Source organism: Burkholderia sp. Bp9012 (assembly GCF_003853825.1).
GTDB lineage: Bacteria > Pseudomonadota > Gammaproteobacteria > Burkholderiales > Burkholderiaceae > Burkholderia > Burkholderia diffusa.
In genome coordinates, this window is the sequence record NZ_QTQA01000004.1 from 332,380 (window position 1) to 356,070 (window position 23,691).

The following is a 23,691-nucleotide window of genomic DNA, read 5'->3' on the forward strand; positions in this document are numbered from 1 at the left end:
CCCGTCAGTTCTGCTGCTCGACCAGCGCGCGCGCGTCGGCGACATGGCCGCGATACGCTTCGAAGATCTTGCGCAGCGCATCGTCGAACGTCGATTGCGGCGCCCATGCGAGCTCCTGCATCGTGTTGTCGATCTTCGGCACGCGGTTCTGCACGTCCTGGTAGCCGTTGCCGTAATAGGCGCCCGACGTCGTTTCGACGAGCTGCACCTGCTTCGCGGAGCCGGCGTATTCCGGGTATTCGGCGGCCAGTTCGAGCATCTTGTGCGCGAGCTCGCGAACCGAGAAGTTGTTCTCCGGATTGCCGATGTTGTAGATCTTGCCCGACGCGATGCCGTTCTTGTTCTCGATGATCTTCATCAGCGCGCTGATGCCGTCGTCGATATCGGTGAACGCGCGCTTCTGCGAGCCGCCGTCCACGAGGCTGATGTTCTCGCCGCGCACGATGTGGCCGAGGAACTGCGTGACGACGCGCGAGCTGCCTTCCTTCGGCGTGTAGATCGAGTCGAGGCCCGGGCCGATCCAGTTGAACGGACGGAACAGCGTGAAGTTCAGGCCTTCCATTCCGTAGCCCCAGATCACGCGGTCCATCAGCTGCTTCGAGCAGGCGTAGATCCAGCGCGGCTTGTTGATCGGGCCGTAGGTGAGCGCCGATGCATCCGGGTCGAACTGCTCGTCCGAGCACATGCCGTAGACCTCGGAGGTCGACGGGAACACGAGGTGCTTGCCGTACTTGACGGCCGAACGCACGATCGGCAGGTTCGCCTCGAAGTCGAGCTCGAACACGCGCAGCGGCTGCTGGACGTAGGTCGCGGGCGTCGCGATCGCCACGAGCGGCAGGATCACGTCGCACTTCTTCACGTGATACTCGACCCACTCCTTGTTGATCGTGATGTCGCCTTCGAAGAAGTGCATCCGCTCGTGGTTGACGAGGTCGCCCAGCCGATCGGTCTGCATGTCCATGCCGAACACTTCCCAATCGGTGGTTTCAAGAATGCGCTTCGACAGGTGATGGCCGATGAAGCCGTTCACACCCAGGATCAGGACTTTTTTTGCTTTCATGAATGACGGGAAGAATGAATGAACTGCGCGAATTCCGCGGGCGTCACGACGGTTTCGCTGCCGTCGCGCTGCTGCCACAGCTCGAGAATGGATAGGGCGCGGCTGTCGCCGCAGACGCCGAATAGCGCATTATCGCTTACGTGCAGGCCGGGCGGCAAATCCGCCGCGGCCGCGGCGACCGCGCTGCCGGGCGCCGCGAGGCGCGCGCGGGCGATCACGAACCGCGTGCCGCCGACGTCGGTGAACGCGCCCGGATACGGGGGCGCGACCGCGCGAACCAGGTTGTAGACCTGCGTGGCCGGCTTCGACCAGTCGACGCGGCCGTCCTCCGGCTTGCGTCCGCCGAAGTAGCTGCCGTTCGCGAGATCGTTCGGTAGATGTGGCGCATCGCCCGCGAGCAGCGCGGGCAGCACGCGCCAGAGCGTCTGCTCGGCGGCCACCGTGACCTTGTCGAACACCTGCGTGGCCGTGTCGTCCGGCAGGATCGGCACCGCGGTCTGGCCGATGATCGCGCCGGCGTCGGGCTTCGCGGCCATCTCGTGCAGCGTCGCACCGGTTTCCGTTTCACCGTTCAGCACGGCCCAGTTCGTCGGTACCCGACCCCGGTATTTCGGCAGCAGCGAACCGTGCATGTTGTACGCGCCGCGTGGCGCGATCGCGAGCAGATCCACCGGCAGCATGTGGCGGTAGTAGAACGAGAAGATGAAGTCCGGCTGCGCGTCGGCTACCGCGCGGCGCAGTGCCGGATCGGCGGGGTCGGCCGGCGTGACGACCGGGATCCCGTGCTCGGCGGCGACGGATGCGACGCTGCCGAACCAGATGTTCTCGTTCGGGTTGTCCTCGTGCGTGACGACGAGCGCGACGTCGACGCCGCGCGCGAGCAGCACCTGCAGGCACCGCACGCCGACGTTGTGATAGGCGAAGACGACGGCGCGCGGCTTCATTGCGACACCCCCGTGCGGTTCGTGCCGACCGGCACCGCCGGCATGCCGTCATGCTGTTCGAGCACGGCCTGGATCAGGTAGCGTGGCCGTGCACGCACTTGCTGGTAGATGCGGCCGACGTATTCGCCGAGCAGGCCGAGCGCGAAGATGATCACGCCGAGCAGGAAGAACGTGATCGCGAACAGCGTGAACACGCCTTGCACTTCCGCGCCGACGATGAAACGGCGCACGAGCAGCAGCACGAACAGCGCGGCGGAGCCGAGCGACAGGATCACGCCGATGAACGACAGCCACTGCAGCGGCACGACCGAGAAGCCCGTCACGAGGTCGAAGTTCAGCCGGATCAGACTGTACAGCGAGTATTTCGACTCGCCCGCGAAGCGTTCTTCGTGCGCGACCTCGATTTCGGTCGGGTTCTGCGCGAAGGTATAGGCCAGCGCGGGGATGAACGTGTTGACTTCGCCGCACACGTTGATCGTGTCGATGATGCGGCGGCTGTACGCGCGCAGCATGCAGCCCTGGTCGGTCATCTTGATCCGCGTGATGCGCTCGCGCAGCCGGTTCATCATCTGCGATGCCTTGCGTCGCCACAGGCTGTCCTGACGCTGCTTGCGGATCGAACCGACGTAGTCGTAGCCCTCGTGCATCTTCGCGATGAGCTTGCCGATTTCCTCGGGCGGGTTCTGCAGGTCGGCGTCGAGCGTGATGACGATATCGCCGCGCGACTGCGCGAAGCCGGCGAGGATCGCCATGTGCTGGCCGTAGTTGCCGTTGAGCAGCACGACGCGCGTCGTGTCGGGGCGCACGTGGAACTGGTCCGCCAGCATCGCGGCCGAGCGGTCGCGGCTGCCGTCGTTGATCAGGATCACTTCGTACGACGTGCCGAGTGCGTCGAGTGCCGGGTACAGGCGCGCGAACAGCGCGGCCAGGCCGTCTTCCTCGTTGTACACGGGGATGATGACCGATACCTCCGGGTTCGCGGCGCCCGGATGCCCGGCGCGTGCTTCAAGGTGATTCATGTACGCTTATTTTCCGTATTGTTCGCAAATCTGGTTGACGGCGTCGGCCACGCGACGCACGTCGTCTTCCGTCATCTGCGTGAAGAGCGGCAGCGTGACGGTCGATGCGCCGTATCGTTCGGCGTGGGGGAACATGCCCTCCTTGAAGCCGCGTGCACGATACAGCGTGAAAAGATGGATGGCCGGGTAGTGGACGCCGGTGCCGATCCCGCGTTCCTTCATCTGCGCCATGAAATCGGCGCGCGAGATCGACAGCCGGTCGAGCGGCAGCGTGACCTGGAACATGTGCCAGTTGCTGTTCTCGAAATCGGCGACGGGCAGGCCGAGCCCGAGTTTCACGGCCGGGCCGCCGTCGAGCGCGGCGAAGTATGCGCGCACGAGAGCGCGGCGCTGCGCGGTGAAGCGCTCGAGGTGCGGCAGCTGGCCGAGGCCGACGCGCGCGGCGACGTCGGTCAGGTTGTACTTGCCGCCGAGCACGTCGCAGTCCATCCCGTCGAGGCCGGTGCGCGTGATGCCCTGCAGCCGGTACTTCTGCGCGAGCGTCGCCTCGTCCTCGTTGTTCAGCACGAGCGCACCGCCTTCGATCGTCGTCAGGTTCTTGTTCGCGTGGAAGCTGAACGACACGATGTCGCCGATCGCGCCGATGCGCTTGCCTTTCCAGGTCGAGCCGAGCGCCTGCGCGGCGTCCTCGATCACGCGCAGGTTGTGCGCGCGCGCGATTGCGTACAGGCGGTCCATGTCGACCGGCAGGCCGGCCAGGTAGACCGGGATGATCGCCTTCGTGCGCGGCGTGATCGCCTGCTCGAGCTTGTCGAGGTCGATGTTGCGCGTGACCGGGTCGATGTCGGCGAATACGGGCGTCGCGCCCGTCTCGAGGATCACGTTGCTGGTCGACACCCACGACGCCGGCGTCGTGATCACCTCGTCGCCGGGGCCGACGCCCGCGATGCGCAGGCCGATCTCGAGCGTGCAGGTGCCCGAATTGAACGCGCGGACCGGACGGCCACCGCAGTACTCGGACAGCGCTGCCTCGAATTTCTGGCTTTGCGGGCCGGTGGTGATCCAGCCCGAGCGCAGCACTTCGACGACGCCCTGGATGGTTTCCTCGTCGATCTCGGGGCGGGTGAACGGCAGGAACGGAGCGGTAGTCTGGCTCATGAACGCTTGTGGCCTGTAATGGCTGGTAATAAAGGGGTCGGGCGATCCGGCCCGAAACCGGCATTAAACACCGGTTGCCGGATTCGTACCGTGATTTTTTGTAGGCGGACGCTTAATGCCGCCGGGCCGGGCGCGCTCAACTGCGCGCGAGCACGAGCACGCCGATCAGGATGATGCCGATGCCGACGAGCCGCTGGACCGACAGCACCTCGCCGAACAGGTACCAGGCGGCAAATGCGTTGACCACGTAGCCGAGCGACAACATCGGGTACGCGATCGATACGTCGACTCGCGACAGCCCGAGAATCCAGACGACCACGCTCAGCACGTAGCAGCCGAGGCCGCCGATGATCGGCAGCTGGGTCGCGATCTTCAGGCCGACCGGGATGATGTTCGCACGGCTGAATTCGAAGTGCCCAACGGCGTTGACGCCGGCTTTCAGCAGGAGTTGCGCACAGGCGTTGAGCATCACGCCGGTGATGATGCAGATGAACGAAACGGGATTCATGCGGCGGGCGTCCTTACGATTGCGGTTTCTCGACGATCACGCGGCGGTTGTCGCGCGCGATCACGCGCATCGCCACGCCTTGCTTGACCAGCGTGTCGTACTGGCCGGGCGGCATGATCGCGAGCGCATGGGTGTCCTGCTTCCAGCGTTCGATCCATTGGTCGACGGTCGGGATCCATTTGTTCGGCTCGACCGAGATCCCGAATGCGAGTTCGTCCTGGCGCTGGACCATGATCGTCGTGTGGCCCATATAGAACGGGAACGTGTGATCGAGCATCTCGATCGAATAGAACGGTGTGTCGGGCGGCAGCTTCGCCAGTTCGGCGCGCACGGCGGGCGCGAGCAGCGCGCCCGAGCTGTAGCGGCCGAATTCATCGTGACCGGTGCCGCCGATTGTGCCGAACGCGAGCCACGCGGCGCCGAACGCGGTGATCGCGGCCGCGACACCCACGCGACGGTTCAGCCATGCGGCCGCGAGCGTCAGCGCACCCGCGACCGCGAGGCCGGCGTACAGCCATAGCTGGAACGCGCGGTACAGCGCGTTCGGCGTGCGGGCATCGCCCTGATACGCGAGGAAGATGATCCCGAACGCCGCGACGACTAAGAATACGAGGTAGCCGAGCAGGTGACGGCGGAACCGGTCGGCGCTCATCAGCGGCAGGTACGCGCCGATCATCAGCGCGAGCGCTGGCGCGACCGGCAGCACGTAAGAGATCAGCTTCGAATGCGATGCGCTGAAGAACAGGAAGATGAACGCGCTCCAGATCAGCAGCACGAGCATCGGAGAGAAACCGTTCGGCTGGCGCGGCATGCGCAGTGCATGGCGGATGCTCTGCCATGCGACGGACAGCCACGGCAGGAAGCCGACCAGCAGCACCGGCACGAAATAGTAGAGCGGGCCCGGGCGGTTCTGTTCCGGGGTCAGATACCGGCGGAACTGCTGGACGATGAAGAAGAAGTTGAAGAACTCGGGGTTGCGCTGCTGGACGAGCACGAACCACGGCGTGACGATCGCGAAGAAGATCACGAGGCCGCTGACCAGGTACAGCCGCTTCCACAGCGCCCAGTCGCGGGCGATCAGCGTATAGAGCACCAGCACGGCGCCAGGCAGGATCAGGCCGACGAGGCCCTTGGACAGCACGGCGAACGCCATCGCGCCCCAGCACGCCCACATCCAGCCGCGCGCCGCGCCCGCCTGCAGCCCGGGCCGCTGCGCGAGCAGCAGCGAGCAGAGCGACAGCGTCATCCAGAACGCGAGCCCCATGTCGAGCGCGTTGAAGTGGCCCATGAGGTTCCAGTACGGCGAGCACGCGAGCACGACGGCCGCGAGGAAGCCGGACAGCGGGTTGAACAGGCGCGCGCCCGTGAAGCCGACCAGCAGCACGCCGGCGAAGCTGGCGAGGCCCGTGTAGAGGCGCGCCTGCCATTCGCCAATGCCGAACCACGCGAACGTCAGTGCGTTCAGCCAGGTCTGCAGCGGCGGCTTCTCGAAGTACTTGTAGCCGTTGTAGCGCGGTGTGATCCAGTCGCCGGTGACGAACATTTCCCGCGCCATTTCGGCGTAGCGGCCTTCGTCGCTCGGGATCAGGTGGCGCAGCCCGAGCGGCGCGAACCAGACGATCGCGAGTGCGACGAGCAGGAGGACGAGCGTGATGCGATTGAGCGGTAGCCTCGGCGGCGTATCGTTCATGGATTTTCAGCCTGTTGGTTGTTGTAAGAGCCGCCGGCGGGTTGCGCCGGGGGCGGCCGGCGTGCCGGTCATCGACCCGGAGGACGATCCGGGGATCGACCCGGTGTGCCGGCCCGAGTTTTACCGCAACGGTGATTAACGTTCAATTAAGAGCGCGGCGGCGACCTTGCGGCCCTCGGCCATCAGGATGTTGTAGGTACGGCAGGCAGCCTGGAAATCCATCGTCTCGACGCCGATGCGCTTGGCCGTGAGCATGGCCACGAGGCGCGGGTGTGGGAAGCGCAGCCGCGCGCCGCTGCCGAAGATCACGAGTTCGGGTGCCGGGTCGAGCAGCATCGCGAAATGCTCGGGCGCGAGCGCGTCGAACGACGACACGGGCCAGTCTCGCACCGGTGCGCCGGGCAGCACGATGACGCTTCCTTCGTGGCGTTGGAGGTTGACGTCGACATAATCGGGGCCGTAGCCGGTGACGGTGTTGAGCGCGCCGCTCGCGTCCTGGTGCAGTTTCAAATCGGTATTCCGCGGTTCCGTGGAGGGATTGTCTGGCAAGGGCCGCACGGGCCCGGGCGGCCGGTTTCGCGACCGCCGCGCGCGGGACGCCTGAAGGCGCGGGCCCGGAGCGGCCATGGTGCATTGCGAAAGTCGGCCAAAATCCGCTAAATTATAACTTTTTGGTTGCCCCCGGGCGCCAGTTGCATCGTGCGTTGCCACAAGCCGCGTCCGACCGCCCGCATTTTCCCCAGTCTAGACAGCGCGCACAGACCGGCCGCTCTCCAGTTTTGATCCCGTCCCCCGGCCGCAAGGCCAACCCAGGAACCGTGTCGTCGTGAAACCGATTCAGAAGTCGAACAAGCTGCTCAACGTCTGCTACGACATCCGTGGCCCGGTGCTCGAGCACGCGAAGCGCCTCGAGGAAGAAGGCCACCGCATCATCAAGCTGAACATTGGCAACCTCGCGCCGTTCGGTTTCGACGCGCCGGACGAAATCATCCAGGACATGATCCGCAACCTGCCGGCGTCGTCCGGCTATTCGGATTCGAAGGGCGTGTTCTCGGCCCGCAAGGCCGTGATGCACTACACGCAGCAAAAGGGCGTCGTCGGCGTCGGCCTCGACGACATCTACATCGGCAACGGCGCGTCCGAGCTGATCGTGATGGCGACCCAGGCGCTCCTGAACGACGGCGACGAAGTGCTGCTGCCGGCGCCCGACTACCCGCTGTGGACGGCCGCCGTGAGCCTGTCGGGCGGCACGCCCGTGCATTACGTGTGCGACGAGCAGAACGCGTGGATGCCCGACCTCGACGACATCCGCCGCAAGATCACGCCGAACACCAAGGCGATCGTCGTGATCAACCCGAACAACCCGACCGGCGCGCTTTATTCCGACGAATTGCTGCGCGATCTGCTCGAGATCGCGCGCCAGCACGGGCTGATCGTGTTTGCCGACGAGGTCTACGACAAGATCGTCTACGACGGGCTCGAGCACACGGCGCTGGGCTCGCTGTCGGAAGACGTGATCACCGTCACGTTCAACAGCCTGTCGAAGAGCTATCGCTCGTGCGGCTACCGCGCGGGCTGGATGGCCGTGTCGGGCCTCGGCGGCGACAACCGCCGGCGCGCGAAGGATTACCTCGAAGGGCTCGGGATCCTGTCGTCGATGCGCCTGTGCGCGAACGTGCCCGGGCAGTTCGCGATCCAGACCGCGCTCGGCGGCTACCAGAGCATCAACGAGCTGATCGTGCCGAGCGGGCGCCTGTACAAGCAGCGCGAGCTGGCGTATGACATGCTCACGTCGATTCCCGGCGTGACCTGCGTGAAGCCGCAGGCCGCGCTGTACATGTTCCCGCGCCTCGATCCGAAGCTCTATCCGATCCAGAACGACCAGCAGTTCATCCTCGACCTGTTGCTCGAGGAACGCGTGCTGCTCGTGCAGGGTACGGGCTTCAACTGGGCGGCGCCGGATCACTTCCGCGTGGTCTTCCTGCCGAACCTCGACGACCTGACCGATTCGATCAACCGGATCGCGCGCTTCCTCGACGGCTACCGCAAGCGCCATTCGGTCTGAGCGGACATCGTCCCCGGCATTCATTCACTCTTACTCATCGATCACACGCAGCATGGAACCGATCAAAGTTGGCCTGTTGGGCTTCGGCACCGTCGGCAGCGGCACCTTCACGGTGCTGCACCGCAACCAGGAAGAAATCAAGCGACGCGCGGGGCGCGGCATCGAGGTCGCGCGCATCGCGGTGCGCAACCCGGCCAAGGCGCAGGCCGCGCTCGGCGGTAACGCCGGCGCCGCGCAGATCACCGACGATTTCAACGCGGTCGTCGACGATCCGTCGATTTCGATCATCGCCGAGATGATCGGCGGCACGGGAATCGCGCGCGAGCTCGTGCTGCGCGCGATCGCGAACGGCAAGCACGTCGTGACGGCGAACAAGGCGCTGCTCGCGGTGCACGGCACCGAGATCTTCGAGGCCGCGCGCGAAAAGGGCGTGATGGTCGCGTTCGAGGCGGCCGTCGCTGGCGGCATCCCGATCATCAAGGCGCTGCGCGAAGGCCTGACCGCGAACCGCATCCAGTACATCGCGGGCATCATCAACGGCACGACGAACTACATCCTGTCGGAAATGCGCGACCGCGGCCTCGACTTCGCGACCGCGCTGAAGGCCGCACAGGAACTCGGCTACGCGGAAGCCGATCCGACCTTCGACATCGAAGGCGTCGACGCCGCGCACAAGGCGACGATCATGAGCGCGATCGCGTTCGGCGTGCCGGTCCAGTTCGACCGCGCGTACGTCGAAGGGATCAGCAAGCTCGACGCGACCGACATCCGCTACGCGGAAGAGCTCGGCTACCGGATCAAGCTGCTCGGCATCACGCGCCGTGCCGAAAACGGCATCGAGCTGCGCGTGCATCCGACGCTGATTCCCGAGAAGCGCCTGCTCGCGAACGTCGAGGGCGCGATGAACGCGGTCGTCGTGCACGGCGACGCGGTCGGCACGACGCTGTACTACGGCAAGGGCGCGGGCGCTGAGCCGACCGCATCGGCGGTCGTCGCGGATCTCGTCGACGTCACGCGCCTGCACACGGCCGACCCCGAGCATCGCGTGCCGCACCTCGCGTTCCAGCCGGACAGCCTGTCGAACACGCCGATCCTGCCGATCGAGGAAGTCACGAGCGGCTACTACCTGCGCCTGCGGGTGGCCGACCAGACGGGCGTGCTCGCCAACATCACGCGCATCCTCGCCGAATCGGGCATCTCGATCGACGCGCTGCTGCAGAAGGAATCGGAGCAGGTCGACGACGCGAAGGGCGAAACCGACATCATCCTGATCACGCACGAGACGCAGGAGAAGCACGTGAACGCGGCGATCGCGCAGATCGAAGGCCTCGCGACGGTGGTCTCGAAGGTGACGAAGCTGCGCATGGAAGCGCTGAACTGAGGACCAGGAACGACATGAACTACATCTCCACGCGCGGCGCCGGCATCGGCGAGCGCCACACGTTCTCCGACATCCTGCTCGGCGGTCTCGCGAAGGACGGCGGGCTGTACCTGCCGGCCGAATACCCGAAGGTGTCGGCCGACGAACTGGCGCGCTGGCGCACGCTGCCGTACGCGGATCTCGCGTTCGAGATCCTGTCGAAGTTCTGCGACGACGTGCCGGCCGACGACCTGCGCGCGATCACGCGCCGCACGTATACGGCCGCCGTGTACAGCAACACGCGCCACGGCGAGAACGCGTCCGACATCACGCCGCTGAAGACGCTCGGCACCGAGAACGGCGCGCCGATCTCGCTGCTCGAACTGTCGAACGGCCCGACGCTCGCGTTCAAGGACATGGCGATGCAGCTGCTCGGCAACCTGTTCGAGTACACGCTCGCGAAGCACGGCGAAGCGCTGAACATCCTCGGCGCGACGTCCGGCGACACGGGCAGCGCGGCCGAATACGCGATGCGCGGCAAGGCCGGCGTGCGCGTGTTCATGCTGTCGCCGCACAAGAAGATGAGTGCGTTCCAGACCGCCCAGATGTTCAGCCTGCAGGATCCGAACATCTTCAACCTCGCGGTCGAAGGCGTGTTCGACGACTGCCAGGACATCGTGAAGGCCGTGTCGAACGATCACACGTTCAAGGCGCGGCACAAGATCGGCACGGTCAACTCGATCAACTGGGCGCGCGTCGTCGCGCAGGTCGTGTACTACTTCAAGGGCTATTTCGCGGCGACGACGTCCAACGACGAGCGCGTGTCGTTCACGGTGCCGTCGGGCAACTTCGGCAACGTCTGCGCGGGTCACATCGCGCGGATGATGGGCCTGCCGATCGCCAAGCTCGTGGTCGCGACCAACGAGAACGACGTGCTCGACGAGTTCTTCCGCACCGGCGCATATCGCGTGCGCAGCGCGGAACACACGTATCACACGAGCAGCCCGAGCATGGATATCTCGAAGGCGTCGAACTTCGAACGCTTCGTGTTCGACCTGCTCGGCCGCGATCCGGCACGCGTGATGCAGTTGTTCCGCGACGTCGAGGAGAAGGGCGGTTTCGATCTCGCGGCGAGCGGCGATTTCGCGCGCGTGGCCGAGTTCGGCTTCGTGTCGGGTCGCAGCAGCCACGCGGACCGCATCGCGACGATCCGCGACGTGTTCTCGCGCTACGACACGATGATCGATACGCACACGGCCGACGGCGTGAAGGTCGCGCGCGAGCACCTCGACGCGGGCGTGCCGATGGTCGTGCTCGAGACGGCCCAGCCGATCAAGTTCGGGGAGACGATCCGCGAAGCGCTCGATCGCGAGGCCGAGCGGCCGGCGGCATTCGACGGGCTCGAGGCGCTGCCGCAGCGTTTCGAGGTCGTGAAGGCCGATGCGCAGCAGGTGAAGGACTTCATTGCCGCGCATACGGGCGCGTAAGGTAGCACCGGGGTAGCCTCGGGCCGCGGGGTCGCAAGCCCGGCGGCGCAGGACGGCCGGAATGCCGATTCGTCACACGGATCGGGGTTCCGGCCGTTTCGCTTGGTGGTGGCCGCGTGCAGGGGCGTTGTCAGATGGCGCGCGAATCAAGTGCCAGTGCCGCGCGTTCGCGCCGATCACGGTTGTCGCATGTCCGGCATATCGCACGTGGGCGCGATGGCGTCGCTACAATGACGTATTGATCCCAACGATCCCCGATTCCATCGATGTCGAACCCGAATCCCGCGGCGCCGCGCGCGCCGATGCTGTCGACCGCCGAAGCGCTCGCCGCGCTGCTCGAAGCCGCGAAGCCGCTGCCCGGCACTGAAACCGTCGCCACGCTCGACGGGCTCGGCCGCGTGCTGGCGGCCGACGTGAGCTCGCCGCTCGACGTGCCGCCGATGCATACGAGCGCGATGGACGGCTATGCGGTGCGCGTCGCCGACCTGCTGCACGGCGAGCGGCGCTTGCCGGTGTCGCAGCGGATTCCGGCGGGCCACCCGGCCGCGCCGCTCGCGGCGGGCACGGCCGCACGAATCTTCACCGGCGCGACGGTGCCGCCCGGCGCCGATGCCGTCGTGATGCAGGAGCAGGCGTCGGCCGACGGCGATGCGGTCGAAATCCTCCACACGCCGAAGGCCGGTGAATGGATCACCGCGCAGGGCGCGGACATCCGCCAGGGTTCGGTGATCCTGCCGGCCGGTACGCGGCTTACGCCACAGGCGCTCGGGCTGGCCGCGTCGGTCGGCTGCGCGCAGCTGTCGGTCGCGCGGCGGATTCGCGTCGCGGTGTTCTTCACCGGCGACGAACTGACGATGCCGGGCGAGCCGCTGAAGCCCGGCGCGATCTACAATTCAAACCGCTTTACGCTACGCGGACTGCTTGAGCGGCTCGGCTGCCACGTGACCGACTACGGGATCGTGCCCGACTCGCTCGCCGCGACGCGCGACACGCTGCGTGAGGCCGCGCGCGATCACGACGTGATCCTGACGAGCGGCGGCGTATCGGTCGGCGACGAGGATCACGTGAAGCCGGCCGTCGAAGCCGAAGGTCGGCTCGCGCTGTGGCAGATCGCGATGAAGCCGGGCAAGCCGCTCGCGTTCGGCGCGGTGCGCCGCGGCGACGCGCATCCCGACGCGCACTTCATCGGGCTGCCGGGCAATCCCGTGTCGAGCTTCGTCACGTTCCTGCTGTTCGTGCGGCCGTTCCTGCTGCGCTTGTCCGGCGTGCGCGACGTCGCACCGCGCGCGCTGTCGCTGCGCGCGGACTTCTCGCAAAGCAAGGGCGACCGGCGCAACGAATTCCTGCGCGCGCGCGTCAACGCGGCCGGCGGCCTCGACCTGTTCCCGAACCAGAGCTCGGCGGTGCTGACGTCGACGGTCTGGGGCGACGGCCTGATCGACAATCCGCCGCAGCACGCGATCAGCGCAGGCGAGACCGTGCGTTTCATTCCGTTTTCCGAACTGCTGTCGTAACGCGACGGCTTCCTGACCCATGAAGATTCAACTGAAATTCTTTGCAAGCGTGCGCGAGGCACTGGGCGTATCCGACGAGCAGGCCGACGTGCCGGACGGCGTGACGACCGTCGGCGACGTGCGCGCATGGCTGCGCCTGCGCGGCGGCGCGTGGGCCGAGACGCTCGCCGAAGGGCGCGCGTTGCGCATGGCATGCAATCACGAGATGACCGACCCCGATACGCGGCTCACCGACGGTTGCGAGGTCGCGTTTTTTCCGCCCGTGACGGGCGGTTGAGAGGCGGGCGATGGCTACGGTACGAGTGCAGGCCAACGATTTCGACCTGAACGCCGAAGTGGCGGCGCTACGCGCGCGCAACCCGAAGATCGGCGCGGTCGCCTGCTTCGTTGGCACCGTGCGCGACCTGAACGAAGGCGATTCGGTCGCCGCGATGGAGCTCGAGCATTATCCGGGGATGACCGAGAAGGCGCTCGAGAAGATCGCCGCTGAAGCTGGCCGGCGCTGGCCCGGGATCGACGTCGCGATCGTGCATCGCGTCGGCCGGCTGCTGCCGCTCGACCAGATCGTGATGGTCGCGACGGTCGCATCGCATCGCGGCGATGCGTTCGCGTCGTGTGAGTTCGTGATGGACTACCTGAAGACCGAGGCGCCGTTCTGGAAGAAGGAAACGACGCCCGACGGCGAGCGCTGGGTCGATGCTCGCAGCACCGACGATGCGGCGCTCGCGCGCTGGGGCGTCGAATCGGGCAACACGCCGCGTTGAGCGCGGCGTACGTGTCGTGCGGCGATGTGCCGCAGGCACTCGAGCGCTCCGGCGCTGCGAATCGAGGTGTCAGGCGTCCGGATCCGTGCCGCGCCCGATGATCTTCGTCGGAAACGGCTCGCCGCGGGCGCGTGACGGCAGCGCATGCGGATCGTCGCCCGTGTCGCGGCGGCGTGGCGCGATCGCGTCGAGCAGCGCCTGCTGCTCGGGTGGAATCTGATAATCCCAGCCGAAGCGGCTCAACTGCAGGCTCTGCGCGATGCGCAGCGCGGGCTCCATGAAGCGGATGGCCGCGGGCGGCGTGTAGCGCCCCTCGACGGTCTTCAGGAACAGCGACAGCCAGCGGCTGAAATGCGCGGGCTCGATCCCGTCGAGTGGCTGGTGCGCCTGCTGCACGTTGCCGCGATAGCCCTTGGTGCCGAGCACGAGGCTCGACCAGAAGCTCACCATCTTCGGCAGATGGTCGTCCCAGCGACCGTCCAGCTTCGCGTCAAACACGGGGCCGAGCAGCGGATCGGCGCGCACGCGGTCGTAGAACGCATACACGAGGTCGCGAATATTGTCTTCTGTTGGCTCGGCGTCGCGAGGGCGGGCCGGGGCGGTATCGGGCGAGGCGGGCAGGGCGGTCATGGAAAAAAGGGCCGGGAAAATCAGGGCGTCGGTGTCGTGCCCGCGGAACGGCAGCGTGGGCAACGCGCAGGACGCCGACAGAATTTTGACGCAAAATAGCGTCCATCAATGCCCGAAAAATGCGTAGATTTCATGAATATTATTGCGCGCAGGCCGTTCCGGCAACCCGGCGCCGTCAAGCGGCCTCGAGAACCGTCCCGGCGCGCGTTCCGATTGATCCGTCCCGCTTGATCGGGGCGCGATCGATCATTTTCCGTATTCGCTCATGAGACTCACTGACTACACCGACTATTCGCTGCGCGTCATGCTGTACCTCGCCGTGCGCGGCGAGGGGCTCGCGACGATCCAGGAGATCTCGGACGCCTACGGCATCTCGAAGAACCATCTGATGAAGGTCGTGCAGCAGCTCGGCGAGCTCGGCTGGGTCGATACCGTGCGCGGCCGCAACGGCGGGCTGCGGCTGTTCCCCGAATCGCTGAAGCTGACGGTCGGCCAGGTGGTGCGGGCGACCGAGAACGATTTCGCGCTGGTCGGCTGCTTTGCGGCCGACGGCGACGCGTCGCGCGACTGCGTGATCGAGCCGCATTGCCGCCTGAAGGGCGTGCTGGCGGCCGCGCGCGACGCATTCTTCGCCGAACTCGACCGTCACACGCTCGGCGAGCTGACCGTGCCCGCGTCGCCGCTCGTCGCGCTGCTGGGCATTCGTCCGATCGCGCTGGTGCGTGCCGAGCCGTCCGGGGATGACGCATCGGCGTCCGCCGAATCGCCGTCGAAGGTCGGCTGACACGCCGGTACCACCGCCACCATCCGGGCGGCGGCCCGCCCGCATGCCGCCGCATCGCCACCCGGCTATTTTTGCGCTGAATCAACCCGAATTTCGCTTGAAACCCGTATAACCATCCTCATCTTGGTGTTAATCGAAAATTGGAGGTCTCGCCAAATGAGAATCGACAAGCTCACCACCAAGTTCCAGGAAGCACTCGCGGACGCGCAAAGCCTCGCGGCAGGCCGCGACAATCAATACATCGAACCCGTTCACGTGCTGGCGGCGCTGGTCGCTCAGCAGGACGGCTCCGCCCGCTCGCTGATGTCGCGCGCGGGCGTGCACGTGCAGGCGCTGCAAGGCGCGCTGAACGAAGCCATCTCGCGCCTGCCGCAAGTAACGGGCACGGGCGGCGACATCCAGATCGGCCGTGAGTTGGCCGGGCTGCTGAACCAGGCCGACAGGGAGGCGCAGAAACTCAACGACACGTTCATCGCGAGCGAGATGTTCCTGCTCGCCGTGTCCGACGACAAGGGCGAAGCCGGCAAGCTCGCGCGCCAGCATGGCCTCACGCGCAAGGCGCTCGAAGCCGCGATCGCCGCGGTGCGCGGCGGCTCGCAGGTGCACAGCCAGGACGCCGAAAGCCAGCGCGAGGCGCTGAAGAAATACACGGTCGACCTGACCGAGCGCGCCCGCGCGGGCAAGCTCGATCCGGTGATCGGCCGCGACGATGAAATCCGCCGTTCGATCCAGATCCTGCAGCGCCGGACCAAGAACAACCCGGTGCTGATCGGCGAGCCGGGTGTCGGCAAGACCGCGATTGTCGAAGGGCTCGCGCAGCGGATCGTCAACGGCGAAGTGCCCGAGACGCTGAAGGGCAAGCGCGTGCTGTCGCTCGACATGGCCGCGCTGCTCGCCGGTGCGAAGTATCGCGGCGAGTTCGAGGAGCGCCTGAAGGCCGTGCTCAACGACATCGCCAAGGACGAAGGCCGGACGATCGTGTTCATCGACGAGATCCATACGATGGTCGGTGCCGGCAAGGCCGAAGGCGCGATGGACGCAGGCAACATGCTGAAGCCGGCGCTGTCGCGCGGCGAGCTGCACTGCATCGGCGCGACCACGCTCGACGAATACCGCAAGTACATCGAGAAGGACGCCGCGCTCGAACGCCGCTTCCAGAAGGTGCTCGTCGACGAGCCGAGCGTCGAGGCGACGATTGCGATCCTGCGCGGGCTGCAGGAGAAGTACGAACTGCACCACGGTGTCGACATCACCGACCCGGCGATCGTCGCCGCGGCCGAGCTGTCGCATCGCTACATCACCGACCGCTTCCTGCCGGACAAGGCGATCGACCTGATCGACGAGGCCGCGTCGAAGATCAAGATGGAAATCGATTCGAAGCCCGAAGAGATGGACAAGCTCGATCGTCGTCTGATCCAGCTGAAGATCGAGCGCGAGGCCGTGAAGAAGGAGCAGGACGAGGCGTCGCAGAAGCGCTTGCAGCTGATCGAGGAAGAGATCGAACGCCTCGGCCGCGAATATGCGGACCTGGAAGAGATCTGGACTGCCGAGAAGGCTGCGGTGCAGGGCAGCGCGCAGCTCAAGGAAGAGATCGAGAAGGTGCGGGCGGACATCGCGCGCTTGCAGCGTGAAGGCAAGCTCGAGAAGGTCGCCGAGCTGCAGTACGGCAAGCTGCCGCAACTCGAGTCGCAACTGAAGCAGGTCACGCAGGCCGAAGAGCAGGAGCAGCACAACCCGACGCGTCCGCGTCTGCTGCGCACGCAGGTCGGCGCGGAAGAAATCGCGGAAGTCGTGTCGCGTGCAACCGGGATTCCCGTGTCGCGGATGATGCAGGGCGAACGCGAGAAGCTGCTGCACATCGAGGAAAAACTGCACGAACGCGTGGTCGGCCAGGACGAGGCGATCAGCGCGGTGGCGGACGCGATCCGTCGTTCGCGCGCGGGTCTCGCCGATCCGAACCGCCCGTACGGCTCGTTCCTGTTCCTCGGCCCGACGGGGGTCGGCAAGACCGAGCTGTGCAAGGCGCTGGCGTCGTTCCTGTTCGATTCGGAAGAGCACCTGATCCGCATCGACATGAGCGAGTTCATGGAGAAGCACAGCGTCGCGCGGCTGATCGGTGCGCCGCCGGGCTATGTCGGCTACGAGGAAGGCGGCTACCTGACGGAAGCCGTGCGCCGCAAGCCGTACAGCGTGATCCTGCTCGACGAGATCGAGAAGGCGCACCCGGACGTGTTCAACGTGCTGCTGCAGGTGCTCGACGACGGCCGCATGACCGACGGGCAGGGGCGCACGGTCGACTTCAAGAACACGGTGATCGTGATGACGTCGAACCTCGGCTCGCAGGTGATCCAGGCCATGACGGGTTCGCCGCAGGAAGAGATCAAGGACGCCGTGTGGCTCGAAGTGAAGCAGCACTTCCGCCCCGAGTTCCTGAACCGGATCGACGACGTCGTCGTGTTCCACGCGCTCGATCGCAGCAACATCGAATCGATCGCGAAGATCCAGCTCGCACGCCTGCACGACCGGCTCGCGAAGCTCGACATGGCGCTCGACGTGTCGCCCACCGCGCTCGAACAGATCGCGAAGGTCGGCTACGATCCGCTGTTCGGCGCGCGGCCGCTGAAGCGCGCGATCCAGCAGGAGATCGAGAACCCGGTCGCGAAGCTGATCCTCGCGGGCCGCTTTGGTCCGAAGGACGTGATCCCGGTCGACGTCAGCGACGGCACGTTCGTGTTCGACCGCGTCGTGCACTGATCGTCGGTGATCGGCCGCACGCCCGGTTCGCGCCGGGCGCGCAAAAACAAACACCCCGCTCAGGCGGGGTGTTTGCATATGGGGCGGCCGAAACCGCCGTCGGGGCGGTCAGCCGGCGCGCTGCGGGCTCAGGCCTGCTTGTTGCCGCCGAACATGCCGGCGAGCTGCGTGAGCGTGCCGAGCACGTTCGACGTATCGACCTGGCCGCCGGCCGGCACTTCGCCGTTCGGCGTCGCGCCGTTGACGACGTGCGGCAGCACTTGCGCGAGGATCGACGATGCCTGAGACGGATCGATGCCGACCTTGCTCGCCAGCGAGCCGACGACGTCGGAACCGAGCACGTTCTGCAGCGTGTCGGCCGAGATCGGCTGGTTTTCGCCGTTACCGACCCACGAGCCGATGATGTCGCCGGCGCCGCCGGCCTTGAACTTCTCGATCAGCCCGTTCAGGCCGCCCGGTTGGTTGTTGATGAATTCGAGCGCCGTCGTGATGAGTGCGCTTTGCGAGTTGCCGCCGGCCTGGCCGCCGATCAGACCGCCAACGATGTCTAGGAGACCCATGGTTCTTCACCTTTACTGAAAAGGGCGCCGCAACGACGGCGCCCGTTGATCGAATGCCGCGCGCACGCGATCGCGCGCGTGGCGCATATCAGGCGCCCGACGCCGCGGCGGCGGAGGCTGCCTTGTCCTTCTTGCTCTTCTTCTTCGAGCCCTTCGTCGCCTTCGTGGACGACGCTGCGGCCGGCGCGCTCGCTCCCGCATCGGCGGATGCCGCTGCGGCCGCGGCTGCCTTTTCCTTCTTCGACATGCGCTTGCTCTTGGCCGGCTTGGTCGCTGCTTCGGGGGCGCTCGCGGCCGGGGCCGTCGCCGTCGTGCCGGCCGTTGCGGTCGTCGACGTCGATGCCGACGTCGTGGCCGACGTGGTCGCCGACGTCGTCGCGGCCGGCTTCGACAGCTTCACGCCCTTCGGTGGCGTCGACGAGCCGCCGATCGTCAGGCCGTTTTCCTCGAGATGCCCGACCGACTTCGTGCCGAGACCCTTCACGCGGTTCGCGAGATCGTCCGCGTCCTTGAACGGGCCGTTCTTGGTGCGTTCGTCGATGATCGCCTTCGACTTCACGGGCCCGAGGCCCTTCACCGATTCGAGCGCGGCCTGGTCGGCCGTGTTGACTTCGACGGCCGCGGCGATGCCGGCGGCGAGCGACAGCGACAGCGCGACGAACAGCATCAGCAGCTTTTTCAGCATGGCAAAGGCTCCCTGGTTCTGACGGATGAATGGCTGTTGCAACGGACGGCGGGGCGAACCCTGGCCGGGTGTCGCCGTTAAGCATAGGACAAATGCGTGCCCTTTTTGAGACAGGCTGTCCGAATCTTGCTGAAGGCTTGCGTCGCTGTAAAGACAGAAAGCCGCGTCGAGCTGCGGTTTTGACCATTCTTTACGGTGTTCGCGGCGGGGATTTCGGATTGTCGTGCCTGGCCATTCGACAATGCTTGACTTAGAGTGAACTCTAACTCCTAACCTTGATCCTGCCATGTCGAAAACCGTATCCAGACCTTCCGCCGCCGGTCCGCTGACGATCGGGCAAGTCGCCGAACTGACCGGCGTGTCGACGCATACGCTGCGGTATTACGAGCAGGCCGGCCTGCTGCGCGCGATTTCACGCACGGCGGCGGGGCACCGGCTCTATGCGCCGGCCGACCTTGACTGGCTTGCCTTCGTGATGCGTCTGAAGGCGACCGGCATGCCGATTGCGCAGATGCAGCAGTTCGCGGCGCTGCGTGCGCAAGGCGAGTCGACGTTCGGTGCGCGGCGCAGCTTGCTGGCCGCGCATCGCGACGCGGTGCGCGCGCATATCGCGGAACTGCAGGCGAGCCTCGACGCGATCGGCGACAAGATCGCGTACTACGAGGCCAAGGAGCGCGAGACGGAACGACGGGCGAATGCTACTCATTCACTCTTGGAACAGGACGGACACCATGGATCGACTCGTTGAAGATCGCTACACGCGCGGCTGGAACAAGCTGAAGGAAATCGACGGCGAAGTGGGCGAACGCGTGATCGCGGCGCTTGCGCCGATCGCGCCGGACTTCGGGCGGCTGCTCGTCGAGTTCGGCTTCGGCGACATCTACAGCCGGCCGCAGCTCGACCTGAGGGCGCGCGAGATCGCGACGATCGCCGCGCTGGCCGCGCTCGGCAACGCGCAGCCGCAACTGAAGGTGCATGTCGAGGCGGCACTGAACGTGGGCTGCACGCGCGACGAGATCGTCGAGGTGTTCATGCAGATGGCCGTCTACGCAGGTTTCCCGGCCGCGCTGAACGCGCTGTTCGCCGCGCACGAGGTGTTCGCGCGGCGCGACGAAGCGGCGGGTGAGGCCGGGAAAGCAGGCGAAGTGGCCGCGCAGGCCGCGTGATGGCGGTCGCGCCGGCTCGTCACGCGCGGTGCGGCGCGACGATCCGGTGTTTCGCGATCCGCCGGTACAGCGTCGCGCGCGAGATGCCGAGCGCCTGCGCGGCCGCGTCAGGCCGCCAGCGATGCGCGGTGAGCGCCGCGACGATGCGGCCGCGTTCGTCGTGCGGCAGCGCGCCGCCGGCCGGGCCGGCGCCGAGCTGTGCGGCGAGATCGGCCGGCAGGTCGCGCCGCGTCACGCGTGCGGCATCGCACACCGCGCACGCATAGCGCAGCACGTTGCGCAGTTGCCGCACGTTGCCCGGCCACGGATACGCGGCGAGTTGCTCGGCGAGCGACGTGTCGAGCGTGAGCACGTGGCCGGTCGCCTGCGCTTCCTCGGCGAATACCGCGGCGATCACGTCGCGCACGTCCGCGCGCTCGCGCAGCGGCGGCAATTCGAACGTCGCGCCCCTCAGCCGGTAATACAGATCCTCGCGGAACGTGCCGTCGGCCACCATGCGCGCGAGATCGCGGTGCGTCGCGCAGATCACGTCGAGATCGACGCGCACGGGCGTATCGCTGCCGAGCGGCACGACCTCGCCGTCGGCGAGCACGCGCAGCAGGCGCGTCTGCAGCGTGAGCGGCATGTCGCCGATTTCGTCGAGGAACAGCGTGCCGCCGTCGGCGAGCGCGATCTTGCCGCGCGCGCCGTGCTTGCGCGCACCGGTGAACGCACCCGCCGCATAGCCGAACAGCTCGCTTTCGATCAGCGCCTCGGGCAGCGCGCCGCAGTTGACCGCGACGAACGGCCGTGCGCGTCGCGCACCGGCGTCGTGGATCGCGCGGGCGAATACTTCCTTGCCTGCGCCGGTTTCGCCGAGTACGAGAATCGGCAGCCGCTTGCTCGCGACACGCAGCGCGAGTTCGGCCTGCTGCGCGACGCGCGCGTCGCTGCTGTGCAGGAACGGCGTCAGGGTGCCGACGTGGCGCTGCGCGGTGCCGGGGCGGCGCGATGCCGTGCCGGTTTCCCGGCCGGCGCGCCGTAGCGGCGCGCGCAGCCGCGCATAGAGCGGGGCACCCGTCGCGCGCAGCCGCAGCGCGACGATCGCGTCGAGCCGCGCGGCGTCGCGCAGCGGCATCTCGGTTGCGTCGAAGATCTCGTCGATATGGCGCGGTTCGCGCAGCGCCGGCAGCGCGTCTCGCGCCTGCCGGTTCGCGGCGACGATGTTGCCGCACTCGTCGAACGCGATCAGCCATTCGGGCTGCGCCTCGACGTAGTGACGATTCGGATGCCCGAACAATATCCAGTATTGCGCGGTGCTGTGCACGAAATAGCCGTCCTCGATCAGCGCCGCGCTCTGCCGCACGAGCTGGTACACGAGACGCTGGCTGTCGCGGCCGTCCGGCGACTGGACGGCCGACGCGTCGAGCACGCCGATCAGTTCGCCGCCCGGCGCGAAGATCGGGGCCGCGCTGCAGGTGAGCGTGGTGAACGCCGCGCGGAAGTGGTCGGTCTTGTGCACGGTGATCGGCGCGAGATCGGTCAGCACGCTCGCGACCCCGCAGGTGCCTTCCTCGCTTTCGGACCAGCACGAGCCGATGTGCAGCCCCGCATGACGGAAGTCGTTGCGGCGTTCGCGGTCGATCCGGTAATCGATCGTCACGCCGTGCGCGTCGGTCAGCATCACGCAGTAATCGGCGACGCGAATCATGTCGTGCAGGCGCGTCAGGCACTGGCCCGACGCGCGCAGGAAGGCTTCCTCCTTGTCGCGCACCTCGCGCAGCTCGGCCGCGGTCAGCACGCGCGGGCCGATCGACGACGCGGGGTCGAGCGCGTAGCGCTCGAGCGAGCGCTGCCACGACGACACGAGACGCGCGGAATCGGCAGGCGCGGGCAGGCGTCCGGCGAGCGCGCCGAGCACACGGTCGGCGTGCTGGGCCTGGGGGACGGCGTAGGGCATGGTCGGCTCCGGTTCCGTACGACGGGGAATTCGATGTTCTTGTAGCACATCCGCCGGCGCGGATCACATTGCATCGCAGCACGCGCGCGGCGTGAGACGTTCGTCTCAGCGGCATCTCAGCCGGTCTCGCGCGATTGAGACGCGCGGGCATGCCGCGCGCGATGGTGGCCCACGTCATGGTGTCGCGCGCCGCGCCGCGATACGCGTGGCTTGCCGGCCGACGCGCAATCCGGATGAAGGTGCCGAAACCGGTGCGCCGGGAGATCGATGGCGTGAGACGCACGGGCTGTTTCGCGGAGCGTCGGGCTGTCAAGGCGGCAGATGTCGCTGATCGGCATGCCCGCAGAGCCAGTCCGCACGCGGGTTCCGTGGTCGTCGCACACACGGTGGCACGCCGCTTGCAGATGTCATGGGCAAGCCCGGCGCGGTCGCGTCGGGTGCGATGATCCGCTGCCCTCGATGACGGCGGACGACACATGCAGGGCCGGCGCGAGCGCCGGTCCACTGGATGGAGACAAGCCCGTGACGACGCCCGTGACCGTCGGCGTGATCGCGAACCCCGCATCGGGGCGCGACATTCGCCGCCTGACGACGCATGCATCCGTGTTCCCGACGGCAGAAAAGGCCAACATGGTCGTGCGCCTGCTCGCCGGCCTCGGCGCGATGGGCGTCGAGCGCGTGCTGACCTTGCGCGACAAGACGGGCATCGCGACGCTGCTGATGCGTGCGCTCGATACGCATCGCGCGGTCGCGCCGCACGAACGCTGGCCCGACGTCGAATTCGTTGACCTGCCGATCTCCGATACCGTCGCCGACACGCACGCCGGCGCCGCTTACATGCACCGGATGGAAGTCGCGCTGATCGTCGTGCTCGGCGGCGACGGCACCCATCGCGCGGTCGCCGCGCATTGCGGCGCGACGCCGCTCGTCGCGCTGTCCACCGGCACCAACAACGCGTTTCCCGAACATCGCGAGGCGACCGTCGCGGGCGTCGCGGCCGGACTCGTCGCGACCGGCGCCGTGCCGGCCGAGGTCGCGTTCGCGCGCAACAAGCGGCTCGTCGTGCGCTGCGGGGCGGGCCCGAACGCGGGGCGCGAGGAGATCGCGCTCGTCGACGTGTGCGCGGCCCGCCAGCGCTTCATCGGCGCGCGTGCGATCTCGGGGCCTGACGACATCGACACGCTCTATCTGACTTTCGCGGAGCCGGACGGCATCGGCCTGTCCGCGCTCGGCGGCGCGTGGGCACCGCTCGAGCGCAGCGCGCCGCACGGGCTCGCGATGCGTTTCACCGCCGACGGCAAGACCGCCGGCACGCCGCTCGTCGCGCCGATCGCACCCGGCCGCGTCGATCGCGTCGTGATGCGCAGTTGCGAGCGGCTCGAGCCGGGTGCGTGGCAGACGATCCCGTTCGAGCACGGCACGCTCGCGTTCGATGGCGAGCGCGAGATCGAGGTCACGCGCGGCGACCGCTACGAGATCGCGCTCGACTGGCGCGGGCCGCTGACGGTCGATGTCGGCCGCACGCTGCGTTACGCGTCGTCGCGGCAGTTGTTGCGCGATGCCGGCGCGTGGCGCGGCTGACGCCGGCTTCACGTTTCACCGAC

Annotated in this window: 23 protein-coding genes; 12 read left to right on the forward strand and 11 right to left on the reverse strand. The window is 67.0% G+C overall.

What is annotated here, in order from left to right:
* Nucleotides 1-4: 4 nt before the first annotated feature.
* From DIE11_RS07705 to DIE11_RS07730, 6 genes are all read right to left on the reverse strand, one after another.
* A complete protein-coding gene (locus DIE11_RS07705; protein ID WP_059604266.1) occupies nucleotides 5-1,060 on the reverse strand; it encodes a bifunctional UDP-4-keto-pentose/UDP-xylose synthase in 1,056 nt (351 codons plus the stop codon).
* Nucleotides 1,057-2,004: a formyltransferase gene (locus DIE11_RS07710; RefSeq protein WP_124622601.1), complete on the reverse strand. Its 948-nt coding sequence runs from the start codon at nucleotides 2,002-2,004 to the stop codon at nucleotides 1,057-1,059. The genes DIE11_RS07705 and DIE11_RS07710 overlap by 4 nt, the downstream gene beginning before the upstream one ends.
* Nucleotides 2,001-3,023, reverse strand: coding sequence for a glycosyltransferase (locus DIE11_RS07715; RefSeq protein WP_059604272.1), 1,023 nt, complete (start codon nucleotides 3,021-3,023; stop codon nucleotides 2,001-2,003). The genes DIE11_RS07710 and DIE11_RS07715 overlap by 4 nt, the downstream gene beginning before the upstream one ends.
* A 6-nt stretch (nucleotides 3,024-3,029) precedes the next feature.
* Complete coding sequence (locus DIE11_RS07720; protein ID WP_124622603.1) at nucleotides 3,030-4,181, reverse strand: DegT/DnrJ/EryC1/StrS aminotransferase family protein; 1,152 nt, start codon at nucleotides 4,179-4,181, stop codon at nucleotides 3,030-3,032.
* Between the two features lie 136 nt (nucleotides 4,182-4,317).
* Complete coding sequence (locus DIE11_RS07725; RefSeq protein ID WP_124622605.1) at nucleotides 4,318-4,689, reverse strand: EamA family transporter; 372 nt, start codon at nucleotides 4,687-4,689, stop codon at nucleotides 4,318-4,320.
* Nucleotides 4,690-4,702: 13 nt separating this feature from the next.
* Nucleotides 4,703-6,379 carry a glycosyltransferase family 39 protein gene (locus tag DIE11_RS07730; protein ID WP_124622607.1) on the reverse strand — a complete coding sequence of 559 codons (1,677 nt, stop codon included), beginning with the start codon at nucleotides 6,377-6,379 and terminating at the stop codon, nucleotides 4,703-4,705.
* On the opposite strand from DIE11_RS07730, the gene DIE11_RS36235 reads away from it, so the two are divergent.
* Nucleotides 6,378-6,518, forward strand: coding sequence for a hypothetical protein (locus tag DIE11_RS36235; protein ID WP_174908827.1), 141 nt, complete (start codon nucleotides 6,378-6,380; stop codon nucleotides 6,516-6,518). The two genes, DIE11_RS07730 and DIE11_RS36235, sit on opposite strands and share 2 nt — an antisense overlap.
* On the opposite strand, the gene DIE11_RS07735 is transcribed toward DIE11_RS36235, so the two are convergent.
* On the reverse strand, nucleotides 6,515-6,889 hold the full coding sequence (locus tag DIE11_RS07735; RefSeq protein WP_059604281.1) for an Mth938-like domain-containing protein: 375 nt from the start codon (nucleotides 6,887-6,889) through the stop codon (nucleotides 6,515-6,517). The two genes, DIE11_RS36235 and DIE11_RS07735, sit on opposite strands and share 4 nt — an antisense overlap.
* A 316-nt stretch (nucleotides 6,890-7,205) precedes the next feature.
* Between DIE11_RS07735 and DIE11_RS07740 the strand changes: the two genes are divergently transcribed.
* From DIE11_RS07740 to DIE11_RS07765, 6 genes are all read left to right on the forward strand, one after another.
* Entirely contained in the window at nucleotides 7,206-8,444 is a 1,239-nt protein-coding gene (locus DIE11_RS07740; protein WP_059604283.1) for a pyridoxal phosphate-dependent aminotransferase, read from the forward strand.
* A 52-nt stretch (nucleotides 8,445-8,496) separates the two neighbouring features.
* A complete protein-coding gene (locus DIE11_RS07745; protein ID WP_124622609.1) occupies nucleotides 8,497-9,825 on the forward strand; it encodes a homoserine dehydrogenase in 1,329 nt (442 codons plus the stop codon).
* Nucleotides 9,826-9,839: 14 nt separating this feature from the next.
* Nucleotides 9,840-11,291 (forward strand): threonine synthase, encoded by a 1,452-nt coding sequence (gene thrC / locus DIE11_RS07750; RefSeq protein WP_124622612.1) that lies wholly within the window; start codon nucleotides 9,840-9,842, stop codon nucleotides 11,289-11,291.
* A gap of 266 nt (nucleotides 11,292-11,557) precedes the next feature.
* On the forward strand, nucleotides 11,558-12,805 hold the full coding sequence (glp, locus tag DIE11_RS07755; RefSeq protein ID WP_124622614.1) for a gephyrin-like molybdotransferase Glp: 1,248 nt from the start codon (nucleotides 11,558-11,560) through the stop codon (nucleotides 12,803-12,805).
* Between the two features lie 19 nt (nucleotides 12,806-12,824).
* Nucleotides 12,825-13,082 (forward strand): molybdopterin converting factor subunit 1, encoded by a 258-nt coding sequence (gene moaD / locus DIE11_RS07760; RefSeq protein WP_006758354.1) that lies wholly within the window; start codon nucleotides 12,825-12,827, stop codon nucleotides 13,080-13,082.
* Between the two features lie 10 nt (nucleotides 13,083-13,092).
* Entirely contained in the window at nucleotides 13,093-13,569 is a 477-nt protein-coding gene (locus DIE11_RS07765; protein WP_059604296.1) for a molybdenum cofactor biosynthesis protein MoaE, read from the forward strand.
* A 69-nt stretch (nucleotides 13,570-13,638) separates the two neighbouring features.
* Here DIE11_RS07765 and DIE11_RS07770 read toward each other — a convergent pair whose 3' ends face one another.
* Nucleotides 13,639-14,199 carry a group III truncated hemoglobin gene (locus DIE11_RS07770; protein WP_059604299.1) on the reverse strand — a complete coding sequence of 187 codons (561 nt, stop codon included), beginning with the start codon at nucleotides 14,197-14,199 and terminating at the stop codon, nucleotides 13,639-13,641.
* 265 nt (nucleotides 14,200-14,464) lie between these two features.
* On the opposite strand from DIE11_RS07770, the gene DIE11_RS07775 reads away from it, so the two are divergent.
* Complete coding sequence (locus tag DIE11_RS07775; RefSeq protein ID WP_059604300.1) at nucleotides 14,465-14,983, forward strand: Rrf2 family transcriptional regulator; 519 nt, start codon at nucleotides 14,465-14,467, stop codon at nucleotides 14,981-14,983.
* 156 nt (nucleotides 14,984-15,139) lie between these two features.
* Entirely contained in the window at nucleotides 15,140-17,737 is a 2,598-nt protein-coding gene (gene clpB, locus DIE11_RS07780) for an ATP-dependent chaperone ClpB (RefSeq protein ID WP_124622616.1), read from the forward strand.
* Between the two features lie 128 nt (nucleotides 17,738-17,865).
* Here clpB and DIE11_RS07785 read toward each other — a convergent pair whose 3' ends face one another.
* A complete protein-coding gene (locus tag DIE11_RS07785) occupies nucleotides 17,866-18,297 on the reverse strand; it encodes a YidB family protein (protein WP_059680097.1) in 432 nt (143 codons plus the stop codon).
* A gap of 88 nt (nucleotides 18,298-18,385) precedes the next feature.
* Nucleotides 18,386-18,982 carry a helix-hairpin-helix domain-containing protein gene (locus DIE11_RS07790; protein ID WP_124622618.1) on the reverse strand — a complete coding sequence of 199 codons (597 nt, stop codon included), beginning with the start codon at nucleotides 18,980-18,982 and terminating at the stop codon, nucleotides 18,386-18,388.
* A 286-nt stretch (nucleotides 18,983-19,268) separates the two neighbouring features.
* Between DIE11_RS07790 and DIE11_RS07795 the strand changes: the two genes are divergently transcribed.
* Entirely contained in the window at nucleotides 19,269-19,730 is a 462-nt protein-coding gene (locus DIE11_RS07795; protein ID WP_059604310.1) for a MerR family transcriptional regulator, read from the forward strand.
* Nucleotides 19,714-20,148: a carboxymuconolactone decarboxylase family protein gene (locus tag DIE11_RS07800; RefSeq protein ID WP_124622620.1), complete on the forward strand. Its 435-nt coding sequence runs from the start codon at nucleotides 19,714-19,716 to the stop codon at nucleotides 20,146-20,148. Before DIE11_RS07795 ends, DIE11_RS07800 begins: the two co-directional genes overlap by 17 nt.
* A gap of 19 nt (nucleotides 20,149-20,167) precedes the next feature.
* Here DIE11_RS07800 and DIE11_RS07805 read toward each other — a convergent pair whose 3' ends face one another.
* Nucleotides 20,168-22,087, reverse strand: coding sequence for a sigma-54-dependent Fis family transcriptional regulator (locus DIE11_RS07805; RefSeq protein ID WP_124622622.1), 1,920 nt, complete (start codon nucleotides 22,085-22,087; stop codon nucleotides 20,168-20,170).
* Between the two features lie 522 nt (nucleotides 22,088-22,609).
* On the opposite strand from DIE11_RS07805, the gene DIE11_RS07810 reads away from it, so the two are divergent.
* Entirely contained in the window at nucleotides 22,610-23,668 is a 1,059-nt protein-coding gene (locus tag DIE11_RS07810) for an ATP-NAD kinase family protein (RefSeq protein WP_124622624.1), read from the forward strand.
* Nucleotides 23,669-23,691: the final 23 nt, after the last annotated feature.